This window comes from Nonomuraea sp. NPDC059007 (assembly GCF_042740555.1).
Classification (GTDB): domain Bacteria; phylum Actinomycetota; class Actinomycetes; order Streptosporangiales; family Streptosporangiaceae; genus Nonomuraea.
Genome location: NZ_JBHYJD010000010.1, coordinates 25909 through 51650 on the forward strand (window position 1 = coordinate 25909; position 25742 = coordinate 51650).

The 25742-nt window shown below is 70.4% G+C and carries 21 protein-coding genes; 9 read left to right on the top strand and 12 right to left on the bottom strand.

The annotated features are described in order from the left end of the window. Window positions 1–4: 4 nt before the first annotated feature. Window positions 5–1483 carry an Nramp family divalent metal transporter gene (locus tag ACFWY5_RS18345; RefSeq protein ID WP_379623728.1) on the bottom strand — a complete coding sequence of 493 codons (1479 nt, stop codon included), beginning with the start codon at window positions 1481–1483 and terminating at the stop codon, window positions 5–7. Window positions 1484–1582: 99 nt separating this feature from the next. On the opposite strand from ACFWY5_RS18345, the gene ACFWY5_RS18350 reads away from it, so the two are divergent. Beyond that, complete coding sequence (locus tag ACFWY5_RS18350; protein WP_379623730.1) at window positions 1583–1948, top strand: PH domain-containing protein; 366 nt, start codon at window positions 1583–1585, stop codon at window positions 1946–1948. A 9-nt stretch (window positions 1949–1957) separates the two neighbouring features. Here ACFWY5_RS18350 and glgA read toward each other — a convergent pair whose 3' ends face one another. Beyond that, window positions 1958–3133 (bottom strand): glycogen synthase, encoded by a 1176-nt coding sequence (gene glgA, locus ACFWY5_RS18355; RefSeq protein ID WP_379623732.1) that lies wholly within the window; start codon window positions 3131–3133, stop codon window positions 1958–1960. A gap of 92 nt (window positions 3134–3225) precedes the next feature. On the opposite strand from glgA, the gene glgC reads away from it, so the two are divergent. Beyond that, the gene (gene glgC, locus ACFWY5_RS18360) at window positions 3226–4461 is read left to right on the top strand and encodes a glucose-1-phosphate adenylyltransferase (RefSeq protein ID WP_379633159.1); all 1236 of its coding nucleotides are present in this window, start codon (window positions 3226–3228) and stop codon (window positions 4459–4461) included. Here the strand turns inward: glgC and ACFWY5_RS18365 are convergent. Further along, a complete protein-coding gene (locus ACFWY5_RS18365) occupies window positions 4430–7180 on the bottom strand; it encodes a glycoside hydrolase domain-containing protein (RefSeq protein ID WP_379633161.1) in 2751 nt (916 codons plus the stop codon). The genes glgC and ACFWY5_RS18365 overlap by 32 nt on opposite strands. Window positions 7181–7316: 136 nt before the next feature. On the opposite strand from ACFWY5_RS18365, the gene ACFWY5_RS18370 reads away from it, so the two are divergent. The 4 genes from ACFWY5_RS18370 (at window position 7317) to ACFWY5_RS18385 (ending at window position 11941) form a co-directional block, all read left to right on the top strand. Further along, a complete protein-coding gene (locus tag ACFWY5_RS18370; RefSeq protein WP_379633163.1) occupies window positions 7317–8288 on the top strand; it encodes an ABC transporter permease in 972 nt (323 codons plus the stop codon). Next, window positions 8285–9184 (top strand): carbohydrate ABC transporter permease, encoded by a 900-nt coding sequence (locus ACFWY5_RS18375; RefSeq protein WP_379633165.1) that lies wholly within the window; start codon window positions 8285–8287, stop codon window positions 9182–9184. The genes ACFWY5_RS18370 and ACFWY5_RS18375 overlap by 4 nt, the downstream gene beginning before the upstream one ends. A 13-nt stretch (window positions 9185–9197) precedes the next feature. Continuing rightward, on the top strand, window positions 9198–10820 hold the full coding sequence (locus tag ACFWY5_RS18380) for a substrate-binding domain-containing protein (RefSeq protein WP_379633167.1): 1623 nt from the start codon (window positions 9198–9200) through the stop codon (window positions 10818–10820). Window positions 10821–10942: 122 nt separating this feature from the next. Then, window positions 10943–11941 carry a hypothetical protein gene (locus ACFWY5_RS18385; protein WP_379633169.1) on the top strand — a complete coding sequence of 333 codons (999 nt, stop codon included), beginning with the start codon at window positions 10943–10945 and terminating at the stop codon, window positions 11939–11941. On the opposite strand, the gene ACFWY5_RS18390 is transcribed toward ACFWY5_RS18385, so the two are convergent. From ACFWY5_RS18390 to ACFWY5_RS18420, 7 genes are all read right to left on the bottom strand, one after another. Then, window positions 11895–12845 carry a Gfo/Idh/MocA family protein gene (locus tag ACFWY5_RS18390; protein ID WP_379621518.1) on the bottom strand — a complete coding sequence of 317 codons (951 nt, stop codon included), beginning with the start codon at window positions 12843–12845 and terminating at the stop codon, window positions 11895–11897. The two genes, ACFWY5_RS18385 and ACFWY5_RS18390, sit on opposite strands and share 47 nt — an antisense overlap. After that, window positions 12842–14860, bottom strand: coding sequence for a DUF5107 domain-containing protein (locus tag ACFWY5_RS18395; RefSeq protein WP_379633171.1), 2019 nt, complete (start codon window positions 14858–14860; stop codon window positions 12842–12844). Before ACFWY5_RS18395 ends, ACFWY5_RS18390 begins: the two co-directional genes overlap by 4 nt. A 26-nt stretch (window positions 14861–14886) precedes the next feature. Continuing rightward, entirely contained in the window at window positions 14887–16473 is a 1587-nt protein-coding gene (locus ACFWY5_RS18400; protein ID WP_379633173.1) for a right-handed parallel beta-helix repeat-containing protein, read from the bottom strand. A 13-nt stretch (window positions 16474–16486) separates the two neighbouring features. After that, the gene (locus ACFWY5_RS18405) at window positions 16487–17302 is read right to left on the bottom strand and encodes a carbohydrate ABC transporter permease (RefSeq protein ID WP_379621524.1); all 816 of its coding nucleotides are present in this window, start codon (window positions 17300–17302) and stop codon (window positions 16487–16489) included. After that, a complete protein-coding gene (locus ACFWY5_RS18410) occupies window positions 17299–18225 on the bottom strand; it encodes a carbohydrate ABC transporter permease (protein WP_379621526.1) in 927 nt (308 codons plus the stop codon). The genes ACFWY5_RS18405 and ACFWY5_RS18410 overlap by 4 nt, the downstream gene beginning before the upstream one ends. Window positions 18226–18239: 14 nt before the next feature. Beyond that, window positions 18240–19541: an ABC transporter substrate-binding protein gene (locus ACFWY5_RS18415; RefSeq protein WP_379633175.1), complete on the bottom strand. Its 1302-nt coding sequence runs from the start codon at window positions 19539–19541 to the stop codon at window positions 18240–18242. A gap of 186 nt (window positions 19542–19727) precedes the next feature. Next, window positions 19728–21656 (bottom strand): DUF5107 domain-containing protein, encoded by a 1929-nt coding sequence (locus ACFWY5_RS18420; RefSeq protein ID WP_379633177.1) that lies wholly within the window; start codon window positions 21654–21656, stop codon window positions 19728–19730. Window positions 21657–21704: 48 nt separating this feature from the next. Here ACFWY5_RS18420 and ACFWY5_RS18425 point away from each other — a divergent pair, with 48 nt between their 5' ends. After that, window positions 21705–22487, top strand: coding sequence for a DeoR/GlpR family DNA-binding transcription regulator (locus ACFWY5_RS18425; RefSeq protein ID WP_379621532.1), 783 nt, complete (start codon window positions 21705–21707; stop codon window positions 22485–22487). Here the strand turns inward: ACFWY5_RS18425 and ACFWY5_RS18430 are convergent. Both ACFWY5_RS18430 and ACFWY5_RS18435 read right to left on the bottom strand, forming a co-directional pair. Next, entirely contained in the window at window positions 22441–23049 is a 609-nt protein-coding gene (locus tag ACFWY5_RS18430; protein ID WP_379621534.1) for a helix-turn-helix domain-containing protein, read from the bottom strand. The two genes, ACFWY5_RS18425 and ACFWY5_RS18430, sit on opposite strands and share 47 nt — an antisense overlap. A gap of 148 nt (window positions 23050–23197) precedes the next feature. Then, window positions 23198–23989 (bottom strand): alpha/beta fold hydrolase, encoded by a 792-nt coding sequence (locus ACFWY5_RS18435; protein ID WP_379621536.1) that lies wholly within the window; start codon window positions 23987–23989, stop codon window positions 23198–23200. 112 nt (window positions 23990–24101) lie between these two features. Here ACFWY5_RS18435 and ACFWY5_RS18440 point away from each other — a divergent pair, with 112 nt between their 5' ends. Next, window positions 24102–24872, top strand: coding sequence for a DsbA family protein (locus tag ACFWY5_RS18440; protein ID WP_379633179.1), 771 nt, complete (start codon window positions 24102–24104; stop codon window positions 24870–24872). After that, on the top strand, window positions 24869–25705 hold the full coding sequence (locus ACFWY5_RS18445) for a cytochrome c biogenesis CcdA family protein (protein WP_379621540.1): 837 nt from the start codon (window positions 24869–24871) through the stop codon (window positions 25703–25705). Before ACFWY5_RS18440 ends, ACFWY5_RS18445 begins: the two co-directional genes overlap by 4 nt. The last annotated feature ends 37 nt before the right edge of the window (window positions 25706–25742 follow it).

A 25742-nucleotide genomic window follows, 5' to 3' on the forward strand; every position in this document is an offset into this window, starting at 1 on the left:
ACGCCTAGAACGTGACCAGCGGCGCTCCGAAGGTGTCGGCGACGAAGTTGACGAAGAAGAAGCCGAAGAACAGGAAGTTCAGGACGAGGATCACGTAGTGCCACGGGCGCGGGCGGGCCGGGCGTGGCAGCCTGCTGTTGAGGTAGATGAGCATGAACGGGTAGATGAGCGCGCCCAGGTTGGACAGGTTGGCCGACCACTCCACCAGGCCGACCGGCAGCGCCAGATGGATGACGATCGAGATGATCACGAGCAGCACGATCATGAACGGGTAGTAGAAGCGCCGCGGGTCGCCCTCGATCAGCGCGCGCAGGCGCGGGCTGGTGGCGTGGGCGGCGTCGGTGGTCACGCGGACCATCGCCTCGAAGATGCCGAGCTGCGTCGAGAAGAGGATCAGCACGCCGAGCACGAGCGCGACGTAGAAGAGCGTGCGGCCGTACTCGTCGCCGAGCGCGGCGGCCACGAACGTCGGGACGTTGGCCCGGGTGGGCCGCTCCCCCGACAGGGCCACGGCCTGGGCCATCAGGATCGTGGGCAGCAGCATGCCCAGCATGGCGCCGACGAAGAAGACGCCCCACATGTCCGTCAGCAGCAGCCGGTACCAGCGGCGCCACAGGCCGCGGTTGCGGTCGTCGTCGGGGAAGGTGACGCCGCTGGCCAGGATCTCCTTGCGGCCGCCGCGCAGGCCGGAGATGAAGCCGGCACGGTAGCCCATGCCGTAGCCCTTGTCGCGGTAGTGGCCCATCACGTACCAGTTGAGGCCCGAGGCCAGCGCGGTGAACCCGGCCAGCGCGCCGAGCTGCGTGGCGGTGATGCCGGCGGGCGGCGCGGCCGGGGTGAAGAAGCCGCGGATGCCCTCCCACCACAGCGAGAACGGCACCACGAACAGGTCGATCGCCAGCAGGGCGAGCAGGATCGTGCCGACCATCACCCAGTTGGCCAGCTCAAGGGCGCGGCTGATGCGGCGGGCCGAGGCGGCGATGACGAAGACCAGGACGAGCAGGGCGATGGCCCACAACCTCGGCTCCTCGGCGCCGGCCGGGGCGATGGTTCCGTGGACGAGCGCGTAGACGCCCTGACCCGCGGAGGCGGCCCAGCCGCCCGCGATGAACGCGAAGATCACCACGAGCACGGACAGCGGCACCCACAGCATCCAGCCCGGCGGCACCCGGCCCCACCCCACGACCGGGGTCTCGCCGGTGGCCAGCACGTACCGGGAGCACTCGACGTTGTAGAACGTCTGCAGCAGCGCCGAGATCAGGATGACCCAGCCGACGCCGACGAAGCCGTACTGGCCGACGTTGAGGGGGCCGAGCAGCCATTCGCCGCTGCCGATGGAGATGCCGAGGGCGATCAGGCTCGGGCCGACCGCGTACTTGACCAGCTCCTTCGGGCCGAGGCGGCCGACGTTGAAGACCTCCTCCGGAGTGGGCAGGTCGGCGACGGTGAGGGCGGGGCGGCTGACTCCGAGTGGATGCGTCATGGCAGGCCTCCTGGTTTCAGGGTGATCCCGAACCCGGGGGCGGACAAGACCCATTTGGTCAAAAGGAACCGGGGTCACCGGGTCGTTCGTTGGCCCGGCATGGCTGACATCCCCTATGACCGGAAAGAACAGTTCAAGCAGATCGAGAGCGGCCTGATGCCCGGCGAGCAGATCATCGCCGTCTATGACGCGATCGGGGCGGGCACCGGGTTCCTCGGGCTGACCGACCGGCGGGTGATCGTCCAGGACAAGTCGTTCGTGGGCAAGCGGGTCGCGATCACGAGCATCCCGTACAGCAAGATCTCAGCGGTGAGCGTGGTCAGCAACAAGTCGTTCGCGGGCAGCTTCTTCTCCTCGGGCGCGATCGCCATCCACGTCGGGACGCACACCTACGAGGTGGACTTCCGCGGCGACAACAAGGCCCACCACGTGCACAACGTCATCCTCCACCACATCTCCCGCTGACCCCGGGGCTCACACCAGGGACGAGTACAGATCCAGGGTGCGGGTGGCGATGTGTTCCCAGGAGAAGTGCTCGACGGCCCTGGCCCGGCCGGCCAGGCCGAGGTCGCGCGAGTAGCCGGGGTCGGCGAGGACGGCGTTGACGCGCTCGGCGAGGTCGGCGGCGAAACGATCGGGGTCGTGGGGCTCGCCGTCGGGGCCGCCGGAGATGGGGACGAGCAGGCCGGTCTCGCCGTCGGCCACGACCTCGGGGATGCCGCCGGTGGCGGTGGCCACCACGGCGGTCTCGCAGGCCATGGCCTCCAGGTTGACGATGCCCATCGGCTCGTACACCGACGGGCACACGAACACCCGGGCGTGCGTGAGCAACTGGATGACCTCGGGCTTGGGCAGCATCTCGGAGATCCAGACGACGCCGTCGCGCGCTCCGGCCAGGCCCTCGACCAGGCCGGTGACCTCGGCGGCGATCTCGGGTGTGTCGGGCGCGCCCGCGCACAGCACGATCTGCGCGCCGGGCGCGAAGGACCGCGCCGCGCGCAGGAGGTGGACCAGCCCCTTCTGGCGGGTGATCCGGCCCACGAAGATCACGTACGGCCGCGCGGGGTCGATGCCGTGCTTCTTCAGCACGTCGAGGCCCGGGTCCGGCGCGTACTCGACGGTGTCGATGCCGTTGTGGATCACGCTCACCCGGTCGGGCCCGATCTCGGGGTAGGCGGCGAGCACGTCGGCGCGCATGCCCTCCGACACCGCGATCACCGCGTCGGCCGAGGCCAGGGCGGTGCGCTCGGCCCAGGACGAGACCGTGTAGCCGCCGCCGAGCTGCTCGGCCTTCCACGGCCGCAGCGGCTCCAGGCTGTGGGTGGTGACGACGTGGGGCAGGCCGTAGAGCATCTTGGCCAGGTGGCCGGCGAAGTTCGCGTACCAGGTGTGGGAGTGCACGACGGACGCGCCCTCGCAGGCGGCGGCCATCTCCAGGTCGACGCCCAGCACCTGCAGCGCCGCGTTGGCCGTCTCCAGCCCGCCGGGCACCCGGTAGGCCGACACGCCGGGCTCCTCGCGGGCCGCGCCGAAGCAGCGCACCCGCACGTCGGCCAGCCGGCGCAGCTCGCGGGCCAGGTATTCCATGTGGACTCCGGCCCCGCCGTAGACCTCCGGCGGATACTCCCGGCTGAGCAGATCGACGCGCACGGAGCCCACCTTAACCAAGGTCGGCGGCAGGACGCAGCGCTCGGTCCGCGAGGTTGTTCGTACTTGCCGGATTTCGGGGTAGCTTCCTGGTCATGACGTCCCCCAGGGTTCTCGCGGTGGTGCTGGCCGGTGGAGAAGGCAAGCGGCTCATGCCGCTGACGGCGGACAGGGCGAAACCGGCGGTGCCCTTCGGCGGGATGTACCGGCTGGTGGACTTCGTGCTGTCCAACCTGGCCAACGGCGGCTACCTGAAGATCGTGGTGCTCACGCAGTACAAGAACCACAGCCTCGACCGGCACGTGTCGCGCACGTGGCGGCTGTCGGCGATGCTGGGCAACTACGTGACGCCGGTCCCGGCGCAGCAGCGGCTGGGCCCGCGCTGGTTCTCGGGCTCGGCCGACGCGCTGTTCCAGAACCTCAACCTGATCTACGACGAGATGCCCGAGCACGTGATCGTGTTCGGCGCCGACCACATCTACCGGATGGACCCTCGCCAGATGGTCGCCCAGCACGAGGCGTCGGGCGCGGACGTCACGGTGGCCGCGATCCGGCAGCCGCTGTCGCTGGCCGACCAGTTCGGGGTCATCGAGACCGACCCGGCGGGACGCAAGATCGTGGCCTTCCGCGAGAAGCCGAAGGACGCGGTCGGCGTGGCCGACTCCCCCGACGAGGTCTACGCCTCGATGGGCAACTACGTGTTCAAGACCCAGGCGATGATCGACGCGGTGCGCGAGGACGCCCTCGACCCCACCAGCAAGCACGACCTGGGCGGCAACATCATCCCGATGCTGGTCAAGTCGGGCGTGGCCGACGTCTACGACTTCGCCAACAACGTGGTGCCGGGCTCCAGCGAGCGCGACCGGGGGTACTGGCGCGACGTCGGCACGCTCGACGCCTACTACGAGGCCCACATGGACCTCATCGCCGCGCACCCGGTCTTCAACCTGTACAACGACCGCTGGCCCATCTTCACCGGCCACGACCCGCTGCCTCCGGCGAAGTTCGTGCACAACGACGGCGACCGGGTGGGCCGGGCGATCGACTCGCTGGTCTCGCCCGGCGTGATCGTCTCCGGCGGCACCGCGGTCCGCTCGATCCTGTCGCCGAAGGTGGTCCTCCACTCGCACTCGCTGGTGGAGGACTCGGTGCTGATGGACAACGTCAAGGTCGGCCGGGGCGCGATCGTGCGCAAGGCGATCGTCGACAAGAACGTGGTGATCCCGGACGGCGCCAGGATCGGCTTCGACCTGGACTACGACCGGACGCGCTTCGCCGTGACCAGGGGCGGCGTGGTGATCATCGGAAAGAACGAGATCGTGGACCGCTGATCCAGAGCACCCGTCCGCCCTCGACGGGCACCGGCTTGTAGGCGGAGAACAGCGCCGCCTCCTGCAACCCCTCGACGGCGGGCGAGCGCACCACGGCGGTGCGCGGGTCGAGGCCGAGCGCGTCCCAGTCGATCTCCAGCTCGACCTCGGCGGGCCCGTCGTGCCAGCTGCCGATCGCGACCAGGGAGCCGGCGGGCCCGACGTAGGTGGTCGCGCGGGCCTGCGACGAGACCCGGACCGGCGCCGAGGGCGACCAGTAACCGTACATCGCCGCGGACGGCAGGTCGCAGGCGTCGAAGAGCCGCCACATGCTCCGCGGGTCGCCGTCGCCGCCGTAGACGCGGCTGGTCATGCCGTAGACGAGGCCGCGCCAGGGGTGCCCGCCGGCCTGCAGCATGTCGCCCATCACGCCGAACGGGATGCCGCAGGTCTCGACCAGCCACTGGTCGGGGTGCGCGCTGTAGTCGAAGTACTCGCCGAACCACAGCCGGTCCACGTACGGCAGGTGCTCCAGGTAGAGGTTGGCGCTGCTGGCGAAGCCGTCCTTGGCGTTGAACTGGTTGGCCGAGTGCAGGTCGATCAGCGGGGCGGGACGCTGGTCCAGCACCCGCCTGACGCGTTTCATCACCTCGCGGTCGAAGCCGAGGTCGTCGAGGTAGATGCCGTCGACGCCGACGTTGCGCACCAGCCAGTCCAGGCCCTCGACGTAGAAGTTGTGCCAGCGCGACTGCCCGCTTGTGATGAGCGAGGAGTCGTCGGTGGCGGTGGCGAACCAGGCGGGCAGCCGCCCGTCGCCGACGTGCTCGCGCGACCAGGCGCCGCCGCCGCCCGGCCCGGCGGCGAGCACCTCGTCGCCCAGGCTGAGCAGCGCCCACAGCTCGGGCGCCCGCGTGGTCAGCTCGCGCACCGTGTAGTAGACCTTGCTGCGCAGGCCCGCCGCGTGGAGTTCGTCCACGTACTCCTTGAGCCGGTCGACGGCCAGGAACGGGTAGTTGATGTAGGGGTTGACCTCGGTGGCGTGGTGGGTGTTCACCACGGTGGCCCCGGCCTCCAGGACCTCGCGGGCGGGCCGGTAGGCGTGGAAGTAGCGTTCGCGGAAGTGGGCGGCGGTGTCGATCGGCTTGAACGGGGTCAGCGTCAGCCGTACGTCGAACCGGAGCCTTTCCCCGGCGGCCATGCGCCGCGGCCCGCCGTAACAGACAAGCCGGTCGTCGTCGAGGCGGACGCCGCCGCGCCCGCCGTTGTGCCACGAGCCGGGCAGCACGAGCGGCCGCTGGTGGTAGAAGTTCGTGTTGAGCGGGCGTGTGTAGTGCTCGTCGCTCAGCCTGACCTGCACGCCGGCGTTGACCGCGCCGACCCACAGCGCGTCCTGGTTGCGGCTGACGTCCCAGCGCCAGTCGAGGTCTGCGCGCGCCCCTCCGGCCCGCCCCAGCCCCATCTGGTACGGCAGCGCCGCCAGCGGCACGCTCAGCCGGGTGTCGTCCAGGTCGGCATCGGCATGCGCGGACAGTTCGAGCCGGTAGTCCAGCGTCCCGTCGAACTCCAGCCGCCCGTCGAGGTCGAGCGTGAGGTCCCCGGCCCGCCACCGCGACACCCAGGTCACGGCCGCCGCGTTGCGGGAGGTGACGCGCCATCCGTCGCTCGCCCACGCGTGGCCGGGCACCTCGAAGCCGACCGGCCCCGTCAGCACCTGCACGGCCTCCTTCCCGAGCGTCACCTCGGGCGTGAAGTACGAGGTCAGCGCGGCGGGCAGCCCGTCGGGGCCGAGCGTGACCGTGCGGCCGAGCACGCCGAGCCGCGCGCCGTCCACGGTGACCGGCGTGAACGGGCGCACCACGGTGTCGTCGGCGAAGCGCCGGGAGTCGAGCCAGCGCAGCCGTGACAGCTTGGCCGGATCGGCGTCGCCGTGGTCGTCGGAGGTCCGATCGCTGAGCTCCACCACGAAGTCGACCGTCAGCGGCTGCTCACCCTCCGTGAACACCCGGACAGTGAACTCGCTTTCGGAAATGAGCGCTCCGCACCAGAGCGCTTGCACTGTGTGCGCGCTCACATCGAGGCGCCGGGTGAAGTCGCGGCCGAGGTGGTCGGTGCCGCCGAGGGTGTGGCAGGTGAAGCCGGGCAGGTCGCATTCCACGCGGACGTCGCGCAGGGGGCGGGAGCCGTACACGCCGATCTGGAAGGCGAGATGGTCGCCGCGGTCGGCCCGCAGCCGCACGGGGCCGGGCTCGCGCTCCAGCCAGCGGGCGGGCAGGGCGCGCATCCGGATGGGGTGCTCGCGGCTTTCGCCGAAGGCGAAGAAGCCCTCCATGGGCGGCGCGGGGCGCTCCATGTCGGTGTAGCGGTCGTGCTCGGTGCGGGCCTCGTAGGACTCCACCACGCACGTGCCCGAGGGGCCTTCCGGCAGGTCATCGGTGGGCGGGAGGTACTCGTGCTGGGGGTACTGCGGGGTGGCCGCGTTCTCGTACGCAGTGTAGTAGAGCACGTAGCGTCCTCTGCCACGAGCCGGCGCGAAGGCGTAGCCGCCGGGGACGGCGTGCGCGCGGCCGGCCTCCTCGCCGCCGGCCGTGCGCACGAGGCCGGAGCCCCGGTGGTGCTGGGGCGGGATCCAGGGCACGGGCACCGTCACCAGCGGGCTTTCCGTCTCGACCAGGACGGTCACGCGGTGGTTGCCGAGCTCGGCGGGAGCCCAGAAGGAGACGGCCTCGTGGGGTTGCAGCATGGCGGACAGGCTAACGTGTGCCCAACGGTGATTAAAGATGTCTCTTTCATAAATACTGCGAACACTATTGACCAGGGCGGTTGGCATCTCGCACGATGTCGGATCAATCCCCCAATAATCCGGACGAAGGTGAGACGTGACGACGGTCGAGTCGGCAGTGCGCCCCCCACAGGGGCAACGCCGTACCGAGGGCGAGGCGAGCGGGAAGCGCGCCGGGCGCTGGCGTAGGGACAAGACCCTGTTCTTCCTCGCCCTGCCGGGTGCGCTGTACTTCGTGTTGTTCTTCTACGTCCCGCTGCTGGGCAACGTCGTGGCGTTCCAGGACTACGCGCCGTTCCTGGGGTTCACCGGGAGCTCGTTCGTGGGGTTCGAGAACTTCACCGCGATGCTCGCGGACGAGGCCTTCTGGAAGGCGGTCGGCAACACGCTGGAGATCACCCTTCTCCAGTTGTTTCTGTACTTCCCAGCACCGCTCGCGCTGGCGCTCCTGCTCCACGGCATGCTCGGCAACCGCCTCAAGCGCCTGGTGCAGACCGTGGTCTACCTGCCGCACTTCATGTCGTGGGTCATCGTCGTGGCCATGTTCCAGCAGGTCTTCGGCGGCGCCGGCTCGCTCAACATGTTCCTGCGCCAGAACGACATCGGCATCTTGAACATCATGAACAACCCCGACACGTTCTCCCTGCTGATGACCAGCCAGGTCATCTGGAAGGACTGCGGGTGGGGCACGATCATGTTCCTGGCCGCCCTGGTCGCCGTGGACCAGAACCTCTACGAGGCGGCGGCCGTGGACGGCGGCGGCAAGTGGCGCAGGTTGTGGCACGTGACGCTGCCCGGCATCAGGCCCGTGCTGATCATGCTGTTCATCCTGCGGCTGGGCGACATCCTCTCGGTCGGCTTCGAGCAGATCTTGCTGCAACGAAAATTCGTCGGTGCCAACGCCTCAGAGGTGATCGACACCTATGTCTTCTACAACGGCGTGATCGACGGCAACTGGGGGATCAGCACCGCCGCCGGCCTGATGAAGGGCATCATCGGCGCCGCGCTGATGCTCGCGGCCAACAAACTCGCGCACCGGCTCGGAGAGCAGGGGGTCTACAACCGATGAGGAATCCGTTCGCGCTGCCCCCGATGCCGCCGTGGATGGAAAAGCCCACGGTCCTCGGCCGCGCCACCAAGGGCATCGCACTCACGATCATCTGCGTGCTCGTGCTCTACCCGTTCGTGCTCGCCGTCGGCACCAGCCTGGCCGGCGCCGACGAACTGCGCGCGGCCGGCGGCTGGGTGCTCATCCCCTCGGAACCGACGCTGGAGGCTTACCAGGTCCTGATGTCGGGCGGCGTGGTGACCAAAGCCGCGCTCGTGACGGTCAGCGTCACGGTGATCGGCACCGCGCTGAGCATGCTCGCCACCATCATGATCGCCTACGGCACCAGCCGCCCCGGCTCGCTCGGCAGCCGCTGGATCGTGTTGATGATGCTGGGAACGTTCCTTTTCGCACCTGGAATCATCCCGAGCTTCCTCATGGTCAAGCAGCTCGGCATGCTCGACACCTACGCCGCGCTGGTCCTTCCGGTGCTGCTCAACGCCTTCAACGTGATCGTGGTCAGGCAGTTCTTCATGAACGTGCCCAACGAACTGCTCGACGCCGCCCGCATGGACGGCGCCACCGACATGACGATCCTGCGCAAGGTGATCCTCCCGCTGTCGAAGGCGGTGCTGGCGGTCGTCGGCCTCTTCTACGCCGTCAGCTATTGGAACGCCTTCTTCAACGCGATGCTCTACGTCCAGTCGGACAAGTATCCGCTGCAGATGATCCTGCGCTCCTACATCATCGAGGCCGGCGAGATGAACGCCGGTGACCTCGGCATCGCCCACCTGCCTCCGGGTCAGGCGATCAAGATGGCGGTCCTGGTCTGCGCCGTGGCCCCCATCGTCTGTGTCTACCCCTTCCTCCAGAAGTACTTCGTCAAGGGCGTCCTCACGGGCGCCATCAAGGGCTAAAAGGAGCCTGCACATGAACCTCAACCGGCGTTCCTTCCTGGGCCTGGCCGGGCTGACCGCGGCCGTCGCGGTCACCGGCTGCTCCACCTCGGGCGGCGGCACTGCGGGCTCCAAGGCCGGGGCCGCGGGCGGCCCGCTGAAGATGCCCACGTACGTGCCGTTCGCGGGCCCCACCCCCGACCTGCCCGGCAACGCCCAGGGCCTGGACCCGGGCTTCCTGAAGTTCCCCGCGAGCCCGGTGAAGTCGGTCAAGGCGGTCCCCGGCGACGGCTCCACGATCACCGGCCTGACCTACTACGACGGCCCGATCGTGCCCCAGATGAGCGGTAACGCCTTCTGGCAGGAGGTCAACAAGCGCCTCGGGGTGACCTTCCAGCTCGACACCGGCAACGACGAGGGCTACCCGACGAAGTTCAACACGATCGTCGCGGGCGGCGACATCAAGGACTTCATGTGGGTGGCCCCGAACCAGGGCCTCACCAAGATCGCCCAGCTCGCGGAGGCGAAGTTCGTCGACCTGACGCCGTTCGTCTCGGGTGACGCGGTCAAGGAGTACCCGAACCTGGCCAACTTCCAGGAGATGACCTGGCAGGCCGCGGTGATGAACGGCAAGATCTGGGGCGTCCCGGTGCCCTACAGCTTCTTCGGCCAGGTCTACGCCGGCAACAAGAAGTCCTGGGACTCCGTCGACGGCTTCACCGCCAAGTCCCCCGACGAGCTGATCGAGAAGTTCAAGCAGCTCACCGACGCCAAGGCCGGACGCTGGGCGCTGGAGCCCGCCTACGTCAACGCCGTCGCCCAGTTCAACCAGATCTTCCGCGGCGTCAACACGTGGAAGCTGGAGGGCGGCAAGCTCACCCACATGTTCGAGACGCAGGAGTACGTCTCGGCCATCGAAATGGCGATCAAGGCGTTCCAGGCCGGCGTCTTCTACCCGGACCCGAAGATCACCGACATCGCGTCGAAGGTCGCGCAGGGCACGGTCGCCGCGCAGGTCCTGTCGGGCGCGGGCTGGGTCGGCGTCCCCAACCAGCCGGGTTACGGCACCGCCTGGGAGATGACCACGTTCGTTCCCTTCGGCCACGACGGCGGCAAGGGCGTGCACAACCTGGCCAGGGGCTCGGTCGGCTTCACCGGCATCAGCAACAAGAACGACGAGAAGAAGACCAAGATGCTGCTCAAGGTGCTGGACTACCTGGCCGCGCCGTTCGGCAGCGAGGAGTGGTTCTTCCTCAACTACGGCGTCGCCGGCACCCAGCACAAGATGGAGAAGGGCGCCCCGGTCAAGACCAAGGAGGGCGAGACCCAGCTGGCCTTCAGCAACCAGCTGAAGTTCATGACCCAGTCGCCCGAGTTCCTCTACTACCCGGGCAAGGACGAGACCACCAAGGCCATCCACACCGCCCAGCAGCAGCTGCTGGAGATCTCCCAGCCGAGCCCGATCCTCGGCCACTACTCCGAGACCAACATCGACAAGGGCCAGTCGCTCACCTCGAAGGTCTACGAGTACGTCGAGGACGCCGTCACCGGCCGCCGGCCGCTGACGGACTTCAAGTCGGTCGTGGAGGAGTGGAAGAGCGGCGGCGGCGACAAGATCCGCAAGGAGTTCGAGGAGTCGATCGCCAAGGCGGGCTGATCTTCGCCGGGGCCGGTGTGGAATGCCACACCGGCCCCTCGCGTATCCAGGCGTCCGAAACTCTCCCCCAAACCCCGCCGAATCGGTAGAGTGCCCGGTCCCTGGACGAATAGGAAACACGCGTGAACGTGCGAGAAGCGCGCCAGGCGGCGGCGCGCTGGGTGGCGGGGATCGAGTGCGAGGGAGCGTTCCTCAGCGGGTCGGCGACCTGGCTCGCCCGCGACGACGACCTGCCGCCCGCCTCGGACGTGGACGTCTTCGTCCTCGTCGCCGAGGAACGGCGCAAGCTCGGCAAGTTCCGCTTCGAGGGCGCCCTGCTGGAGGCCACCTACCTCACGTGGGAGCGGATTCCGTCGGCCGCGGCCATCCTCGGCGACTACCACCTGGCCGGGGCGTTCAAGGACGACAACGTGGTGGCCGACCCCACCGGGCGGCTGCGCGAGCTGCAGTCCGCCGTGGAGCCCGCCTGGGCCGAGCCGCGCTGGGTGCGCGAACGCTGCGAGCACGCGGAGAGCGGCATTCTCAAGGGGCTGGCGGCCATGGAGGAGGCGCAGCCGTACCCGATGAAGGTGTTGCGGTTGTTGTTCGCGACGGGCGTCACCACGCACGTGCTGCTCACGGCGGGGCTGCGCAACCCGACGGTGCGGCTGCGCTATCCGGCGGTGCGCATCATGCTCATGCCGTACGGCCGCGCCGCGCTCTACGAGCGGCTGCTGGAGCTGCTGGGCAGCGAGCACCTGCCACCGGGCCGGGTCGAGCGGCACCTGGCGGCGATGACCAGGGTGTTCGACCAGGCGGCCCGGGTGGAGGGATCGCCGTATGCCTTCGCCTCGGACATCTCCCCGCAGGCCAGGCATATCGCGGTGGACGGCAGCCGGGAGCTGATCGAGCGCGGGCTGCACCGCGAGGCGATGTTCTGGATCGCCGTGACCTATGCGCGCAGCCTGCTCATCCTGGGCGGCGACGCCCCCGGCTTCCACGAGATGCTCGCCGACCTGCGGATCGGGTCGCTGCAGGAACGCGCGGACCAGGTCCGCGCGTTCCTGCCGAGGCTGCGGCGGGCGGCCGAGGGGATCATCGGGCGCCGAGACGGCGCCGGGCCTCCTCCAGCTGGCGCATGACGGCGAGGCTGTCGTCCAGCGGCATGATCGCGCTCTCGGTGCGGCCGTCCGCGACGGCGCGGGCGACCTCGCGGACCTCGCCGCGGTAGCCGTTCTCCTCCGGGTCCAGCACGTGCTCCTCCGGCTCGGCGCCCGGCCTGGTCAGCACGATACGGCGGGGCGCCCAGAAGGCGGCGGGGATGTCGGCGCGCATCTCGGTGCCGATCACCGTGGCGCTGTTGGGGTGCGGGCTGAGCAGCGAGGTGTCCAGCAGCGCCCGGCGGCCGCCCTCGTAGGCCAGCAGCACACCCGCCTCCGCGTCCACGCCGGAGGGGCCGAGCGAGCCGGTCACGTGCATGTCCACCGGCGTGCCGAGCAGCAACTGGGCCAGCGCGAACGGGTAGACGCCCAGGTCGAGCAGGGCGCCGCCACCCAGGGCCGGGTCCCAGAGCCGGTGGGCCGGGTCGTAGGGCTGCGGGAAGCCGAACGCCGCCTGGACCCCGCGGATCTCACCGAAGCGCTCGTCGGCGGCGATCTTCTGGATGAGCGGGTTGAACCGCATCCACATGGCCTCCATCAGGAACACCCCGGCCTCGCGGGCGAGGGCGACCATGCGCTCGGCCTCGTCCAGGCGGGCGGTGAGCGGCTTCTCGCACAGCACGGCCTTGCCGTGGGCGATGGCCGCCGCGGCGACCTCCAGATGCTGGGCGTGCGGGGTGGCGACGAAGACCGCGTCCACCTCGTCGGCGGCGCACAGCTCCGCGTAGGAGCCGAAGGCGAGCTCCGCGTCCAGCTCCTGGGCCAGGACGGCGGCGCGTTCCTTCGAACGCGAGCCCACGGCGGACACGCGCATGCCCGGCTCGGCGGCGATGACCATGCCGACGGTCCGCGCGATTCCGCCGGTGGCGGCGATACCCCATCTCATTCGGACACCTGCATCCTGAAGTCGTAACGGCTGGGCAGCGGGTTCTCCCGGCGTGCCCGTTCGGCGAGCTCCGGCGTGACCGGGCCGGTGCCGGACAGGCGGCGCTCGTGGTAGGCGAACCAGACGGCGTCCAGGGATATCTCACCTTCGCGAAGGTTGTCCACTTCGATGCCGCTGGTGAGAACGTTCCCGGCACGTTCCAGGTCGCCCGCGTCGAGGGCGGCCTGTGTCTCGATCAGCTGGACCCTGCCGCGGGAACGCTGCTCGGCGGGGAGCGCGTCGATGAGGGCCAGCGCACCGGCCGGGCGTCCGGCGGCGAGCAGCGCGCGCAGGGTCTCGACGGCGAGCTCCGGCACCCGAGGCGCGAGTGAACAGGCCTCGGCCAGCAGCTCAGCCACCTCAGACCGCACACCGTCCCTCTCGGATGGCACACCGTCCGTCTCCAGGCGCGGGCCCCCGTCCGTTTCGTGCTGAAGGCTTCCGTCGGTTTCCAGGCGGAGGCTTTCGGCCAGGCAGCGCAGGGTCCACGGGGTGCGCTCCAGGGCCAGGGACTCCTTCCACGCCGTGCGGGCGCCCTCGGTGTCGCCGTCGGCGTAGCGGGCCAGGCCCAGGTGGTAGCGGGCGTGCCAGTCGGCGGGGTGCGCCTCCAGCAGCGCGCGCCACCTCGGCCCGGTCACCGGCGCCGCGGGCGGGTCGCTGACCGGCAGCCTCCCGCTCGCCAGCAGCTCGGCCCAAGGAGCCTGCTCCTCCCCCATCTCCCCGTACGGCAGGCCGTCCAGCTCGGGCAGCGCCCCGGCGGCGGCCTCCAGCGCGGCCCACCCGGACCCGTGGGCCAGCCGTACCGCCTCCCCGGAGAAGCCGTCGGCCTGCTCTTCCAATGTCTGCCGGGAAACGAGCCGGTCCAGCGCCTCCGACACCGCCGAACGCGCCTCGTCCCACGACCCGTGCACCCGGTCGGGGTCGGCTTCCAGGAGCCCGTACGCCTCCACCCAGGACCACGACGTGTTGCCCGGCATCGGCACGTGCTCCAGCTGGGTACGCGCCAGCCCCGCCTGGATCTCCAGGTATCGCGAGCCCGGCCCGCTCAGCCATTCCTGCCAGCGCCGCCCTCCGGCACCGGTGCCCCAGTGGAACAGCTTGCGCCCGCGCAGCGGATCGGTCGAGGTCTGGACCAGGCCCCGGCCCTCGGTGTCGAGGGCGGCGATCCAGCGCCGCTCGGCCGGGGGGATCTCGAAGAAGTAGTCGGCCGAGCGCGGTACCTCGTCGGTGTAGCTGCGGTCGATGCCGTCCAGCACCGGGAAGCCGACCACGCGCAGCTCGGCGGTGTAGTCGAAGTGGTGGGCCCGGTCCGCGGGCGCCACCACCCGCACGCCGGGCCCCTCGGGGACGGCGATGTTGGACCACCAGTAGACCGGCGCCTCGGCGGGCGCGGGGTTGCGGATGGTGACCCGGACGAACAACACCGGGGAGTCCTCGGGCAGCCACGTGTCGATCTGCAGCAGCAGGCGGCGCATCCGCTCGAACTCGTACAACCGCAACATCGGTGTCCCGTCCGCCCTCGTCAGGCGGACGGCGTGGAGAGGCGAACAGGTCAGGGGCCAGTGGCCGGTGGCGCCGAGGTTCCACTCGACGCCACCGGCCAGCCAGGCGTCGCGCAGGGCCAGGTTGGCGGGCTGGAGGATGGGGTTGCGGTGCAGCAGTTCCCTGCCGCTCGGGCGGTGCTCCAGCGACCACAGGCGGCCGCCGTACCCGGGTAGGAAAGTGGCGGTGAGCTGGGAGTTCTCGAGGACCACCACGGGCAGTTCGCGCTCGCGGCGGGTGCGCGAGTAACCGTCCTGCGGCGTGTACGGCAGCAGCGAGTACGGCTGGCCGTAACCGATCTGCGCGGTCATCTCGGGATCGGCGCCGGTGATGCCGGGCGTGACCCGGGTTCCGTGCAGGATCGGCAGCGGGCCGTGCCGGGGCGGCTCGGTCGCGGGCAGGCGCAGCGTGCCGCCGCGGAGGGTGCTGGTCATGTGGTGGTCCCCGAGTGGGTGGATCGTCAGTTGCAGGTCGTGAGCTGGTGCATGCCGATGTCGGGCGTGCAGGTGACCGGGTTGCCGAAGTGGTCGCGGCCGCCGTTGGCCGCGATCTCCCGGCCCTTCTGGAGCGCGGGCGAGCCCTGCTGGAGCTTGCCCTCGCCGGTCAGGAGCGGGTCGCCGGTGACGGTGCCGATCGCGCCGTCCGGTACGGCCACGCCGTTCAGGAGGTTGTTCTCCAGCTTGTATCCGCCGGAGCGCAGGTTGAACACGGCCTTGCCGGTGCCCCTGGTCACGACGATGTTGTTGGCGAATAGGACGTTGCGCGGGTTGGCGTTGTTCTCGTTGATGACGGTCTGGGTGACGCCGTCGCCGATCACGAACGTGTTGTTGTAGATCGCGGCGCTCTCGATGCCGCCACTGCAGTTCTCGACGCCGCGGAAGTGGTCGTTGACGCTGAGGTTGTAGCGGACGACCGCGTCCTTGATCTTTCCGGCGGCGTTGCACAGGAGCAGGAAGCCGCCCTGGTTGTCGTGGCTGCGGTTGTACTGGAAGACGGTGCCGAAGCCGTTCTCGTCCACGTCGAAGCTCATGCCGTCGCGGGTGGTCTCGCCGCCGCTGACCTCGTTGAACTGGATGACCACGTTGTCGGAGTTGTGCGTCCAGAGCCCGACGCTGTAGCCCTGGGAGCGGCGCTGGAAGCCGTGGACGCGGTTGTGCTCGGCCACGGCGCCGGTGACGCTGCCCAGCACGATCCCGTCGCCGCCGACGTCGGTCACGGTGTTGCGCTCGACCTTCACGCCGGTCCAGGGAACGTGGCGGTTGCCCGGCTCCCGGCCCCAGCCGGAGAGGTTCCAGGTGGAGAAGAGGAAGATGCCGGAGCGGTCGACGCTTTTGACGGTGTTGCCGGTGATCAGGACGTCGTCGAAGAGTGTGGGGGTGGTGTTGCCCTCGACCCACATGGTGATGCCGGCCGAGCCGTACTCGTCCTTGGAGTCGTCGCCGTTGACGTCGTGCACGTCGAGGTCGCGCAGCACGATGTGCCGGAGGGTACCGGCGTCGCGGGCGCTGACGCGCACGCCGCGGCGCTTGCCCGCGGTGGCGCCGGTGTTGGCGACGTCGAGGTTGGCGATCTCCCAGTGCTGCTGGTTGTGCAGCTTGACCGCGTCGTCGGCGCCGCCGCCCTGGATGCGGGGCTTGGCGCCGCGGCCGTAGGCGTCGATGCGGATCGGCGCGCCGGCCCGTCCCGAGCCCTGCGGGGCCAGGGCGCCGGTGCAGGTGGAGCCGCGCTTGAACGACACGCGGTCGCCGGGGCGCAGGGCGAGGGCGTTGACCTGGGCGAGAGAGTTGAGCGGACGGCCGACGGTGCCCTTGGGCGCCTTGCGCGACTGGCAGTCGACGTGAACGGCGCGACCGCGACCGAACCCGGCAGCGCTCAGGCCTTGGTCGGCCGTGCCGGGGCCTTGGTCGGGTGTGCCGAGGTCCTGGCCGGGGGTGCTGGGGGCCTGGCCGATTGTGCTGGGGTGGTCGGGCGTGGTGGGGGTGGGCTGGGCCAGTGCGGGCGTGGCGGTGAGCCCGACCAGCGCGAAACCGACAAGCAGAGCTTTCACGCGAAAAATCTCCTTATTTCCCGATGCCAACGGTCATGCCCTGGATGATGCGAGTGCCCAGCCACGAGAACAGCGCGACCATGGGGGCGAGGATGATGCAGATGCCAGCGAACATGGTCCCCCAGTCACGCCCGGCGTACTGCTGGAGGCCGACGAAGTTGACCAGCGCCACCGGCAGCGTGATCTTGTCGTCGCTGGTCATGAGCGCGATCGCGAACAACGTCTCGTTCCACGCGCCGATGAACTGCAGCAGGAACGCGGTGATCAGCCCGCCCCGCGCGACCGGCAGCACGACCTTGACGAAGGCGCGCAGCCCGGAGGCCCCGTCGATGGCCGCCGCCTCCTCCAGCACCACGGGGATGCCGGCGAAGAACCCGGTCAGCAGGTAGACGGTGAACGGCATGGCCAGGCCGATGTAGACGACGGTCAGCCCGACGAAGCTGTCGGTCAGCTCGACCGCGGCGAGCCCGACGAACAAGGGCACCAGCAGCACCTGCCCCGGCACCCCGAGGCCGAGCGCGAAGGTCATGGTCAGCGCGTTCGAGGTCCTGGTACGGCGGCGCGCGAGCGCGTACGCGGCGGGTGCGGCCAGCGCGACGGCGATCAGCGAGGAGACGGCGGCGACCCCGACGCTGTTGATCGCGGCGCTGCTGAAGCCGCCGTCGGCCCAGGCCTTGGCCCAGTTGCCGCCCTGCGGCGGCACCGGCAGCCCGAACGGCTCGTTGAAGATCGACTGGGTGTCGCGCAGCGAGGTGACGAAGATCCAGGCCAGCAGCGCCAGGTCGGCGACGACCAGGAGCCAGACGATCGTGTGTCCGATGCGCCTCACATCGACACCCGCTCCCTGCGCATCATCCGCCGCAGGATCAGCACGAACACGCCGACCATGATCAGGCTGACGACGGCGGCCGCGGCGGCCAGGCCCAGCTTGGGCACCGAGCTGCCGGGGAAGGCGGAGTAGTAGACGTACATGGCCGTGGTCCAGGTCTGGATGGGCGCGCTGCTGACGGTGGCGCCGCCGCCGAACAGCAGCACGATCTCGAAGACCTTCACCGAGCTGACCGTCCAGAGCACCGCGCAGACGCTGACGACCTCCCACGACAGCGGCAGCGTGATGTGCCGGAAGCGCTGCCAGGCGTTGGCGCCTTCGAGCTCGGCGGCCTCGTACAGGTAGGTCGGGATCTGGTCGACGGCGGCCATGATGATCGTGGTGTAGTAGCCGGTGGCCGTCCACACGATGGTGGCGATGATCATCGCGGGCAGGTTGTCGATCGACAGCCACTTGGGCACCGCGTCGATGCCGAGCAGGTTCAGCATCTTGTTGACCGGCCCGGTCGGCCCGAACAGGAACCCGGCCGCGATCCCGAAGACCAGCGCGTTGACCAGGCACGGGAAGAAGAGCACCGAGCGGGCGAACATCTTGCCGGCCATCTCGCGCAGCGCCAGCGTGAGCAGGAAGCTGATCGCGAAGGTGGCGACACCGCCCACGACCAGGATCTTCACGGTGTTGGTCACCGAGTAGTGGAAGGCCTGGTCGTCCAGCAGCGTCTGGTAGTTGCCCAGGCCGCGCCACTGCATGGCGCCCATGCCGTCCCACTTGTACAGGCTCGTCCAGGCGGCGTAGGCGATCGGGGCCAGGAACAGCAGGGCGTAGAAGGCCAGCGCCGGGCCGACGAACGGCCAGAACAGGCGGCTGGCCTGCCGTTCCAGCGGGCCCCCGCGGGCCGCGCGGGCCCGCCGGGGTGCGGCCATGGAGGTGACCGCCACTAGCCGTTGGCCTTCCAGTAGGCGAGGTGGCCTTCCTTGGCCTTGGTGATGAACTGCTCGGCCGTGGCCTTGCCCAGCCACAGCTCGCTGAAGGCGGGGAAGAGCGCCTTGTCGAGGTAGTCGCCGGAGACGCCGTCGATGGGCAGGCGGCTCGGGCTGTCGGTGAGCAGCTTCTGCGCGTCGAGCAGTTCCTCGGGGGCGGGCACGTCGGCGCGCGGGGTGATGTTCTTCGCCTCGGTCGAGATGCCGGAGATGTTGTCCTTCTTCAGGAAGTAGGCGATGAACTTCTGGGCGGGCTCGGGGTTCTTGGCGCGCTTGGGGATGGCGAAGCCGAGCGGGATGATGTCGAGTTCGGTGTTAGTGCCCTTGGTCGTGGGCACCGCGAACTCGCCGACCTTGAAGCCGCTCGCCAGGTTCTTCTGTGCCTCGCTGGGCACCCACGTGCCGTCGAGGTGGAAGGCGGCCTTGCCGGTCGCCCAGTTGGTCTGCTGCGCGGGGTACTTGCTGGCGTCGTAGCCCTTGAGGATGTGGCCCGCCTTGACGAACGCCTCGATCCGCTTGGCCGTCTCCAGCACGCCCGGCTGGTCCCAGGCGGCGCCGGTCTTGTCGTTGACGATCTTGCCCATGGTTCCGGCGCCGTTGTCGCGGACCAGCAGGTAGTCCATGAACAGGAAGTTGGTCCAGGTGTTGTCGCCGTCGGAGGCGACGCACGCCTTGTCCTTCGCCTTGAGGGTCTCGCAGAGCTTGACGAAGTCGTCCCAGGTGGCGGGGGTCTTGGCCAGGTCGGCGTCGGCCTTGTTGTAGTAGAACATGGCCGAGTTCAGGACGTAGGGGACGATCCAGCGGGTGACGCCGTCGGGGTCCTTCGGCATCGCGTCCAGGTACTTGGCGGGGATGACGTCGGAGACCTTCTTGCCCTCGCCGGGCACCTCGCTGTCGTAGACGGGGGTGAGGTCCCTGGCCTGGCCGGTCGAGGCGAGCAGCGAGCTGATCACGTCGAAGCCGTTCTCGACCAGGTCGGGCGCCTTGTTGGCGGCGATCGCCGGGCCGATCTTGGTGCGGATGTCGCGGCCCTGCCACTCGACCGTGACCTTGGTGCCGGTCTCCGCCTGGAACTTGTCGATCGCGGCCTTGATGACCTTGGCCTGCGGCTCGTTCTCCTTCCACATCGACCAGTAGGTGAACTGGCCGCCCTTCTCCTCCGTGGTGCTCTTGTCGCCGGTGCTCTTGTCGCCGCCGCCGCAGGCGGTCAGCGCCAGGGCGGCCACGACACCGGCCGCCAGGACCCTGGGTGCGCGCATATCGGTTCACCTTTCGCGATTACCTGTTGCGGCACCCTAGAACCGCCTCAAAGCGCCAAACAAGGCAGTACATGCAACGCTTTGATCACAGCATGCACTAAACGACGATTTTTGCGCACAAAGATGCACACTCCTGCAAGGAGTGCGAGAAAAGCTGCACTGGGGGTGCTAAAAGACCTCAGGCGGTCAGTACTGCTTGACGCTGTAGTCGTAGCGGCACGGCAGGCGCGAGGCGTGCGTGTGCGGCTGCCCGTGGTAGTCCCACCACAGGGCGTCGAGCGAGTCCTCGCCCTCGCGCAGGTCGTCGACGACCAGGCCGGTGTCGAGGATGCGCCGGGCCCTGGCCCGGTCACCGCCGTCCAGGGCGGCCCGGCACTCCAGCAGCCGGATGCGCCCGTGCCAGCGGTCGGCCGGGCCCAGCTTGTCGATCAACGCGAGCGCGTCGGCGGGGCGGCCGCCGGCCAGCAGCGCGGCGAGCGTCTCGATGGTCAGCGGGCGCAGCCGCGGCGAGAGCGCGTGCGCCTTCAGGTAGAGCTCGGCCGCCGCGCCCGGCTCCTGCTCCAGGACGGCCAGGTTGCGCAGCGCCCACGCGTTGGGCGCGCACGCCAAGGACTCCTCCCAGGCGGCGCGCGCGCCGTCGTGGTCGCCGTCGTGGTAGAGGTTCACGCCCAGGTGGAACCGGGTGAACCAGGTCGGCTCCGCCGCCTCCAGCAGCGCCCGCCACTCGGGCCCGACGGTGTAGGAGGAGGGCGGCAGCGCCGGGGCCGGGGTCGGGATGGAGCCCTTGCGCACGAGCGAGAGCCACGACTGCTGGTCGCGGCCGATCGTGGTGTCGGCGAACGGCGTGGCGGGCAGGTTCAGCGCCCTGCTGCGCCGCTTGGCGAGGGCCCGGCGTTCGAGCGCGCCCCATCCGCTGCCGACGTGCAGCGTCTCCTCCGGTACGGCTGCCGCCAGCCGTACCGCATGCTCGTGCTCGGACGCCAGCCGGTCACGGGGGATCAGCCGCTCGACCGCCTCGCCCGCGCGGACGGCGGCCCCCTCCCACGCGCCGTGCGCGTCCTCGACCTCGGCCAGCCCGTAGGCCTCCGTCCAGGAGAAGGCCGAGCGGGGCGCGAGGCGGACGTGTTCGAGCTGCGTGCGCGCCAGACCGGCCTGGATCTCCAGGTAGGGGCGGTCGGGGCCGGACAGCCAGTCCTGCCAGTTGCGCCCGGCGGGGCTGGCGCCCCAGCGGAAGTGCTTGCGCCCGCGCAGCAGATCGGTGGAAACCTGCGCCAGCCCGGCGCCGGACTCGTCGACGGCGGCGATCCAGCGGCGCTCGCCGTCGGGCAGTTCGTAGAAGAAGTCGGCGGCCTGCTCGTTGCGGCCCGGGTACGACTGGTCGGAGTCCTGCCAGCTCGGCACCGGCACACGGCGCAGCCGGCCGTCGTAGGAGAAGTGGTAGGCCTGGCTCGCGGGGGCGAGCACGCGCGTGCCCGGGGTCTGCGGTACGGCGGCGTTCGACCACCAGTAGACCGGCGCGTCCGCGGGGAACGGGTTGTACACGCGCACGTGCACGAGCAGCACGGGCGAGCCGGGCGGCAGGCACGCGTCGATCTGGTAGACCAGGCGCCGCAGCCGTTCCCACTCGTACATGCGCAGCACGGGCACGCCGTCCGGCCTGGTCACGCGGGCCGCGTGCAGGGGCGCGCAGGCCAGCGCGGTGTGGCCGAACGTGCCGAGGTTCCACTCCACTCCCCCGGCGAACCAGGCGTTGCGCAGGCCGAGGTTGGCCAGTTGCAGGTGCGGCGGCCGGTGCAGCAGCTCGCGGCCGGTCGGCTGGTGGATCAGGGAGCGCAGCCGCCCGCCGTACTCCAGCAGGAATTCCGCGCGCAGCACGCCGTTCTCGAGCACCGCCGTCTTCAGCTCCCGCTCGGCCCGCTCCCGCCCGTAGCCGTCCTGGAAGGTGTACGGCAGCAGCGACCCGGCGTGCCCATAGGCCAGCTGAGCGGCCATCTCGGCGTCGGCCGCGGTCGTCTCGAGACCGCCACGCGGGTCGGTCAGCGTGTGGAGCGGCGGCAGCGGGTTCTCCGGACCGAGCGGCGAAACCGGGAGCCGGACAGAGGAGATGCTCAGCATTTCAGCATATCTTTGCACATATCGCGCATTAACTGCATGATTGGCCAGGTGAACCGGTACGAACGCTGGAACGTCCTGCTGGAGATGGTCGCCGAGGCCGGGCAGCTGGACGTCGTCGAGACCGCCGAGAAGCTCGAGGTGTCGACCGCGACGATCAGGCGCGACTTCGACGAGCTGGCCGCGCAGCAACTGCTGACCAGGACGCGCGGCGGCGCGATCGCGCACAGCGTCTCCTACGACCTGCCGCTGCGCTACAAGGTCGCCCAGCACGCGCCGGAGAAGCAGCGCATCGGCTCGGCCGCCGCCGCCCTGGTGCCGGAGGGCTCGACGGTCGGGCTCAACGGCGGCACCACGACGACCGAGGTGGCGCGCGCCCTGGCCACCCGCGACCTCGGCGGCGACCAGCGCGGCCCGGCCCTGACCGTGGTGACCAACGCCCTGAACATCGCCCACGAGCTGGTCGTACGCCCCCATCTGCACGTGGTCACCACCGGCGGCTCGGCCCGCGCCCAGTCGTACGAGCTGGTGGGCCCGGTGGCCACCGGCATGCTGGAGCGCATCGCGCTCGACGTGGCGGTGCTCGGCGTCGACGCCCTCGACGTGGACCACGGCGCCAGCGCGCACAACGAGGGTGAGGCCGCCATCAACCAGCTCATGGCCGCCAAGGCCCGCCAGGTGATCATCGTCGCGGACGGGTCGAAGCTGGGCAAGCGGGCCTTCTCCCGCATCTGCCCGCTGGCGCAGATCGACGTCCTGGTGACCGACTCGACCGCGCCCGCCGACCTCACCGCCCGGTTCGCGGAGTCCGGGGTGCGGATCGTTCAGGTGTGACCGCGGTGGGCTTGGCGCGTACGTGCATGCGCTCGCCCTGACGGCCGAACAGGCTGAGGATCTCCACCGGCCCGTCGCCCGCGCTGCCGAACCAGTGCGGCAGCCGGGTGTCGAACTCGGCCGCCTCCCCCGAGCCGAGCACGATGTCGTGGTCGGCCAGCACGAGGCGCAGCCGTCCCGACAGCACGTACATCCACTCGTAGCCCTCGTGCGTGCGCGGTTCCGGGACGCACTGGTCGGCGGGGATCACCATCTTGTACGCCTGCAGTCCGCCGGGCTGGCGGGTCAGCGGCAGCACGGTACGCCCGTTGACGGTGCGCGCCACCACTCTGACCCGGGGGTCGCCCACCTCGGGCGCGCCGACCAGTTCGTCCAGCGGGACCTGGTGGGCCTGGGCGATCGGCAGCAGCAGCTCCAGGCTGGGCCGGCGCTGGCCGGACTCCAGCCGGGACAGCGTGCTCTTGGAGATCCCCGTGGCCTCGGCCAGCGCGGAGAGCGTGACCCCGCGCTCGGTCCGCAACCGCTTGAGCCGGGGCCCCACCTGGGCGATGACGTCTTCCATGCCCCCATTGTCCCGGATACGGCAACCGGTGTTGCCAGGCGACCGGTGTTGCCGGACGGCCGGTGTTGCCGGACGGCCGGTGTTGCCGGACGGCCGGTGTTGCCGGACGGCCGCCCCCGCGCGCCGCCCGGCCCGGTCGCCGGAACGGCTAGGCGGCGAAGAAGCCCCGCATCGCGTGGGCGACCTGGGCCGGGGCGCTGTCGTTCGGCGCGTCGTGGGTGAGTCCGGGCAGTTCGACCAGCCGCGCGGCCGGGATGACGTCGTTGAGGACGGCCGCGGCACTCAGCAGGTACGCGGGCCCGCGCTCACCCGTCAGCAGGAGGGTCTCGGCGGCCGTGTCCCGGTAGCGAAGGCCGTCGGAGTCGAGCCTCAGCACCTCCCGCATCTCGGCCGGCACCCTGGGCAGCACGTCCACGTACCCCTGGCGGCGCTCGCCGCGCAGCGTGAGCGCGATCATGGCCTGGATCAGCCAGAGCGGCAACCGGCTGAACGACCCCGCCACCTCCAGCCCCTTGATCTGCCGGGCGAGCGCCTCCAGCGTGCGCCCTTCGGCGAGCGCCCGTTCGAAGGCGGGCAGCCAGTCCCGGGGCAGCCCGCCGTTGACGCTCACGGCCGGTTCGTAGGCGGCCAGCTTCTCCACCGGGTGCCGCAGCGCGGTCTCGAGCGCGACCAGCCCGCCGGAGCTGTGCCCGAACAGCCGCGTGGACCCGGTCTCCGCCATGACCGTGATGACGTCGTCGCAGACCCGGTCGATGCTGTAGCCGGCGAGGCGGGTGTCACGGTCCAGGAGGTGCACGGTGAAGGAGTCGGCCAGGTACCAGGCCAGCGCCCGGTATCCGCGCCCCGCCACCCGGCCGCCGCCCAGGACGACGATCCCGGGTCCGGTTCCGATGCTCTCGTAGCTGATCAGCGTCCCGTCCGCTGAGGCGAGCTTTGTCATGCGCGACCACCCACTCTGTCGGCGTATCGTGAGAGACGATATATCTCGTCTTGGACGGGAGTCAAGATATATCGCGTCAAGGGCATGCTCATCGGATGCCAAGATGGAGGGGATGACTGATGACCTGCCCCGGGAGCGATCACGGCGGCGGGTGCTGGCAGGCGCACTCGCGGGGGCGGCGGCGCTGACCGTTCTGGGAGTGGCCGCGCTGCGCCGTGACCCCGGTCCGAGCGCGGGACCCGCCGAGCCCGCCACGCCCGGCCCCGCTCCCTCCCCCAGCTCCACCACGCCCTCCCCCACGACGCCCTCCCCCGCCACGCCCTCCCCTGCCGCGTCGGGCGTGCCCACCTGGGTGGGCCCGACCGCGCCCGGCGTCGAGGCGGGCCTGTCGCTGGGCCGGCCGGGCGCGCTGGTGGCGATCGAGGAGTTCGGCGACTTCAAGTGCCCGAGCTGCCGCCGCTACGCCCGCGAGATCGCCCCGGCGCTCAAGACGAAATACGTGGACACCGGCATCGCCCGCGTCTTCTGGCGCGACTACCCGATCAGGGGCCGCGACTCCACCCGCGCCGCGCACGCCGGCCGGGCCGCCGCCCGCCAGGGCCGCTTCTGGCCGTTCCACGACGTGCTCTACTCGGGCGAGGTGGCGCTGAGCGACGCCGGTCTGCGCGAGGCCGCCGATCGGGCCGGGCTCGACGTCGCGCGTTTCGAGCGTGACCGCAAGGATTCTTCGGTACGGCAGGCCGTACAGGCCGACCTGGAGTTCGCGCTCCAGCTCGGCCTGCCCGGCACGCCCGCCTTCCTCATCAACGGCGAACTGCTGTTCGGCGCCCAGCCGGTCGCCGCCTTCGAGAAGGCGATCGAGAAGGCCAGGCGGGCGCGTTGACCGAGATCGGCTATGCCGCCGCGTTCCTGGGTGGCCTGTTCTCGCTGGTCAGCCCGTGCGGCGCGATGCTCCTGCCGGCCTTCTTCTGCTACGCCTTCCCGACCGGCCGGGCGCTGGCGGGCAGGACGGCGTTGTTCTACGCCGGGCTGTGCGCGGTGCTGGTCCCGCTGGGCATGGGTTCGGCCCTGGTCAGCCGGGTCTTCTACGGCCACCGCGAGCTGCTGGTCACGGTGGCGGGGTGGGCGCTGATCGGGTTCGGCGTGCTGCAGATCGCCGGGCAGGGCTGGACGCTCGGGCCGGTGGAGCGGTTGCGCGCCCGGCTGGGCGGCGACTCGCCCTGGGCGGTGCTGGGGCTGGGCGCGGTTTCCGGGCTGGCCGGGTTCTGCGCGGGCCCGATCCTGGGCGCGGTGCTCACCGTAGCCGCGGCCTCGGGTGACGCGGTGCGGGGCGCGGTGCTGCTGGCGGTGTACGCGGCGGGGATGGCGGCGCCGCTGCTGCTGCTCGCCCTGCTGTGGGAGCGCTACGACCTGGGGCGGCGCCAGTGGCTGCGCGGACGCGGCGTCGAGCTGGGGCCGGTCGTGATCGGCCGGCTGCGGATCGGCCCGGTGCGCCTGCACACGACCTCCACGCTGTCGGGGCTGGTCTTCGTGGCGCTCGGCGTGGTGTTCCTGGTGACCGACGGCACCGCCGCTCTGGCCGGGCCGGTGCCGGAGGGCTTCGAGGACCGGGTCGGCGCGTGGGCGGCGGGCGTACCGGATCTGGCGCTGGTCGGGGCCGGGGCGGTGGCGCTCGTCGCGGCCACCGTCTGGGGCCTTGCCCGCACCCGCCGATGACCGCACGGGGACGCCTCAACCAGGCCGCGGCTGACCA